The following is a 5,061-nucleotide window of genomic DNA, read 5'->3' as shown; positions in this document are numbered from 1 at the left end:
CCCTCGCCGAACTCGACGCCGTCTTCTACGACCAGCACCCCGCCTTCCACTGGCACCCCGGCCTCCTCATCGAGGACACCACCCTCCAAGTTCCGTTCCTGGCCGACCTCGTGACCCTCGCCGACCCCACCAGCCCGTGGTCGTTCCCCAACTACCTCAGGTCCCGCGACCGGCTGTTCCCCTTCTACTTCGCCGAGCGCTTCCACATCCGGCGCGCCGAGTACGACGCCTACTGCCGCTGGGTCAGCAAGAACCTCCCCGGGCTGCGCTTCGGCCACCAGGTCGAGGGGGTGCGCTGGAACCCCGAACGCGACCTGTTCGAGGTCGACTTCACCCGGCTCGACGGCGACGGCGAGGCCGACTCCCTCGGCCGTACGCACACCAGCGCCCGTACGTACACCAGCGCCCGTACGTACACCAGGAACGTCGTCCTCGGCATCGGCACCGCCCCGCACGTGCCCGAGCCCCTCCAGCCGCTCGTCGACGCCCCCGGCGTGCCCGTCATCCACGCCGCGGACTACCTCGGCGAGCGCGACCATCTCCTCGCCGCCGGCCACGTCACCGTCATCGGCGCGGGCCAGTCCGGCGCCGAGATCTTCCTCGACCTCCTGAAGGCCCGCCCCACGGGTCGCGAGCGGATCCACTGGCTGGCGCGCACCGGGGCGTTCGCGCCCATGGAGTACTCCAAGCTCGGCCTGGAGCACTTCACGCCCGACTACGCCCGTTACTTCCACGCCCTCACCGAACCGACCCGCGACCGGCTCGTCGCCGCCCAGTGGCAGCTTCACCGGGGCATCGCGGCCCCCACCCTGGCCGCCATCCACGAGGAGCTCTACCGCCGCACCCTGCACGGCGGCTGGCCCGACGCGGTCCTCACCCCCGGCGTCCAGGTCCGCACGGCCGGCCAACTGCCCGCCAACAAGGTCGAGCTCCACCTGGAGCACCTCCAGCAGGGCACCCGCTCCCGCCTCACCACCGACGCCGTCGTCCTCGCCACCGGCTACCGCGAACGCCCCCTCGACCGTCTCCTCGCCGGCCTCGACCCGTACCTGCGTCGCGACAGCTCGGAGCGGCCCCGCGTCGACGACCGGTTCCGCCTTGTCCTCGACCCCTCGGTCACCGGCGCGGGCTGCCACGTCTACGTGCAGAACGCGGCGCTCCACGCCCACGGCGTCGGCACTCCCGACCTCGGGCTCGCCGCCTGGCGCAGCGCCACCATCCTGAACGCCGTCACCGGCAAGGACCCGTACCCGCTGCCCGACCGCACGGCCTTCACCACCTTCGGTCTCGCCCCGCAGCAGGTCGACCGCGGGTAACCGAACGGCAAAGAAGTAAGGTGGAAGTAGTGACGGCAGTCAGGAAAGTGCCTACCTTTCGCCCATGGCCACCACATGGATCGCCGCCCACCGCGCCGCCGTCGTCAACCCGCACGAGGGCTTCAAGCTCTTCGAGGTCCGGGGCTTCGCCGACCGGACCGTACGCCAGGCCATACGCCCGGCCGGCGGCGGCGACGCCCTCCGGGTGCGCCTGAGCAACCGTTACGGCACCACGCCCCTGGAGATCGGCGGGGCCCACCTCGCCAGGCGCACCGAGGGCAGCGGCATCGACCCGGCCACGGACATCGTCCTGCTGTTCGACGGCACCACCAACGTCACCGTCCCGCCCGGCGAGGAGATCGTCAGTGACCCGGTCGTCCAGGCCGTGACCGCGGGCGAGGAACTCGTCCTCAGCCTCTACCTGCCGGGCGACACGGGCCTGAGCACGTACTCCGCCATCCCGTACGACATCGGGTACGCGGTCCCCGGCAACCAGCTCACCGCCGAGGTCCTCCACGACGCCGAGGAACTGCCGACCGGCCACTTCGTCACCGGCATCGACGTACGGGCCCCGGAGGGCACCCGCATCGCCGTCGCGTTCGGGGACTCCTGGATCGAGGGCATGAACACCACCCCCGGCACCGGCAGCAGCTTCCCCGCCCAGCTCAACCGCCGCCTCACCCATGGCTGGATCGTCAACCAGGGCATCTCCGCGAACCGCCTGCTCACCGACGAGATCGGCGACCACCTGCTCGCCCGCGTCGAACGCGACGTCCTCGACGTGCCCGGTGTCAGCCACGTGATCGTCCACATCGGCCTCAACGACCTGGGCCTGCCCGGCGCCATCGCCTTCCCCGAGCCCGGCAAGCCGCCCACCGCCGACGACCTGATCACCGGCCTCACCGCACTCGCCGACCGCTTCCACGCCGCCGGCCTCAAAGTCATCGGTTCCACCGTCGGCCCGTACGCCGGCACGGTCTACCCCGGCTACGACACCGAGGAGGGCCAGGCGGAACGGCTGCGTGTGAACGAGTGGCTCGGTGGCGACGACCACCCCTTCGACGCGATCGTCGACCTGGCCGCCGCCGTCGCGGACCCGGACCAGCCGACCCGGATCCGCGAGGAGTTCAACAGCGGCGACGGCCTCCACGTCAACGACGCCGGCGCGAAAGCCCTCGCCGACGCCGTCGACCTCGCCCTGCTGGCCCTTTAGAACACCGGCGTGCCGTCCCGCGTCAGCTTCCAGTCCACCACCGCGAACTCGGCCGGGTCGATGGTCCCCTTCGCCTTCACCCAGGCGATCATGGTGTTGCGGATCTCGTCCGAGTTCGACCAGAGCAGCTGGGCCGCCGCCACGTGCGGGAAGTTGCCTCCGCCGTTGGCCCGGTAGTTGTTCACGGCGAACACGAACCGCTGGGCGTCGTCGAGCGGCGCCCCCTCGAACCGCACGTTCGTCACGCGCGACCCGGCCGGCTTCGCGATGTCGATCTCGTACGTCACGCCGCTGACCACGTCGTAGTTGTAGTCCGGCGTGCCGTTCGCGTTCGTCAGGTTCGCCGGGTCCACGGGGGCGCCCGCGGCCGTCTGCACGAAGTAGTTCGCCGAGTACTCCAGGTACGCCTTCATCTGGGCGCCCGTCATCAGACGCGCCTCCAGCGTGTTCTCGAAGACGTACAGACCCGCCACGTCCCGGATGGTGACCTGGCCCGCCGGGATGACCGCGCTGCGGGAGAAGGCCGCGGCCTGCGACAGCACAGGCAGTGCCGCGTACTCGGTGCCCGCCAGCGCCTGCTTCACCGTGTCGGCCTGGATGTGGTTGATCAGGTCGATGATCGGCACGTCCTTGTAGGGCGCCTCGACCGAGGTCATCTCGGCGGCGTTGGTGCCGATGACCTGGTTGACGTACGCCACGACCTTCTCGTGCTCGTCGGTGAGCATCTTCGTGATCTTCGGGTCCTCCTCCACGGTGTTGGAGTCGAGAACCTTCGAGCCCACCTTCTCGACCTTCCAGCAGCCCTTCTCCCACACCAGCTCGAAGTCGAACAGCGTCAGACGCTGACCCCACTTCAGCGGCTCGGAGAGCACGACCTGCTTGCCGGTCTCCTTGTTGGTGACGAAGTACTCGGGGATCTCCGTGTGCGCGTGACCGACGAGGATCGCGTCGATGCCCGGCACCTGCTCGGCCACCAGCCCGGCCGCGTTCTCGATGTACGGCAGCTGGTCACCGTACGACGACGTGCCGGACGAGCCGCTGTGCGCCGACACGATGACGACGTCCGCGCCCATCGAGCGCAGCTTCGGCACCCACTTCGCGGCCTGCTCCTCCAGGCCGGGGAACGTCATCTTCCCCTGCACGTTCGCCTTGTCCCAGATCGCGATGCCCGGGTTGGTCAGGCCGAGCACGGCCACCTTCACGTCACGGCCGAACGGGGTGCGCAGCCGGTGCATGCTGTACGGCCGGAAGGCGGGCCGCAGCGTCTTCGCGTCCAGCGCGTTCGCGCCGAGCAGCGGGAAACGGCACTGCTCCTCGAACTTCCGCAGCACCGGGATGCCGTAGTTGAACTCGTGGTTGCCGAGCGCCGCCGCGTCGTAGCCGATGGCGTTCATGGCCTGCGCCATGGGGTGCACCGGGCCGCCCTTGGCGGTGATCGGGTCGACCTTGGCGTAGTAGTACGACAGCTGGGTGCCCTGGATGGTGTCGCCCGCGTCGATCAGCAGCGTGTTGCGGCGACCTTTCTCGGCGCGCACCTGGTTGACCAGGGTGGAGATCTTCGCGAGGCCGACGTCGTTGTGGGCCTTGTCGTCGAACTCCTTGTCCGTGAAGTAGTCCCAGTTGAAGACGTTGCCGTGCAGGTCGGTCGTGCCCAGCACGGTGAACGCGTACCGCTTCGGCCGCTTGCCAGCGCCCTTCGCCTCCGCTGCCTGCGCGCTCGGCGCCGCGACCGCGCCGGTCAGCGCGACGCCCGCCCCGGTCACGGCGGACTTCTTCAGGAACTTCCGGCGGTTCAACGGCATGACGGGTACTCCTCAGCGAATGGTCAACAACGCGCGTAGATTCTGACCCGGTCATGACGGGTGGCAACAGGTCCCGCAGGTTGCGATCTGGTGACCTCATCCGCCAACGGCAAGCCCCCAACCAGGAAAGACGTGACAGAGTGGGGCGTATGACCTCGCCCGCTGAACCCGCTGAACCCGCTGAAGCACCCCACGTCCCCTACGGCACCCCCGACGCGCCCCGCATCGCCGTCCGCGGCGAGGCCCAGCTCGAAGTCGACCCCGAGATCGCCCGCATCGGCGTCACCGTCGGCGCCCGCGGCAAGGACCGGCGCGCCGCCCTCGACGACCTCACCCGCCGCAACGCCACCGCGCTCGACCTCGTCAAGGGGTACGGGGACGCGGTCGAGCGGGTGGAGACCGGCGCCTTCTCCATCACGCCCGAGCTGACCAAGTACGGCCGCGGCGAACGCGTCCACGCCTACCACGGCCGCGTCCACATCACCGCCGAACTCACGGACTTCACCGCCCTCGGCGAACTCACCACCCGCCTCGCCGACCTGGAGCTCACCAGCGTCGACGGCCCCTGGTGGGCACTGCGCCCCGCCTCACCCGCCCACCGCCGGGCCCGACAGCAGGCGGTCCGCGAGGCCGTCCTGCGCGCCCGCGAGTACGCGGAGGCCCTCGGCACGACCCTCGCGGCCCTGATCGAGCTCGCCGACATCGGCGCGGAGAACGCCCAGCCGTACCC

4 protein-coding genes are annotated in these 5,061 nt (G+C 70.2%); 3 read left to right on the top strand and 1 reads right to left on the bottom strand.

All coding sequences use genetic code 11. The features are described from left to right. Together FNH08_RS44195 and FNH08_RS44190 are read left to right on the top strand one after the other, a co-directional pair. Positions 1–1,316 (top strand): lysine N(6)-hydroxylase/L-ornithine N(5)-oxygenase family protein (locus FNH08_RS44195; protein ID WP_152777154.1); only part of this gene is annotated, 1,316 nt, incomplete at its 5' end. Between the two features lie 64 nt (positions 1,317–1,380). Beyond that, positions 1,381–2,529, top strand: a complete 1,149-nt coding sequence (locus FNH08_RS44190; protein WP_152777153.1) for a GDSL-type esterase/lipase family protein — start codon at positions 1,381–1,383, stop codon at positions 2,527–2,529. Here the strand turns inward: FNH08_RS44190 and FNH08_RS44185 are convergent. Then, entirely contained in the window at positions 2,526–4,331 is a 1,806-nt protein-coding gene (locus tag FNH08_RS44185) for a 5'-nucleotidase C-terminal domain-containing protein (protein ID WP_152777152.1), read from the bottom strand. The two genes, FNH08_RS44190 and FNH08_RS44185, sit on opposite strands and share 4 nt — an antisense overlap. Positions 4,332–4,480: 149 nt before the next feature. Between FNH08_RS44185 and FNH08_RS44180 the strand changes: the two genes are divergently transcribed. Then, on the top strand, positions 4,481–5,061 hold a 581-nt coding region (locus FNH08_RS44180; RefSeq protein WP_152777151.1), incomplete at its 3' end, for an SIMPL domain-containing protein.

The sequence above is a fragment of the Streptomyces spongiae genome, assembly GCF_009377185.1.
Lineage (GTDB): Bacteria > Actinomycetota > Actinomycetes > Streptomycetales > Streptomycetaceae > Streptomyces > Streptomyces spongiae.
The sequence above is the reverse complement of the archived record's forward strand: the minus strand, read 5'-3'. Positions and strand labels throughout refer to the sequence as shown.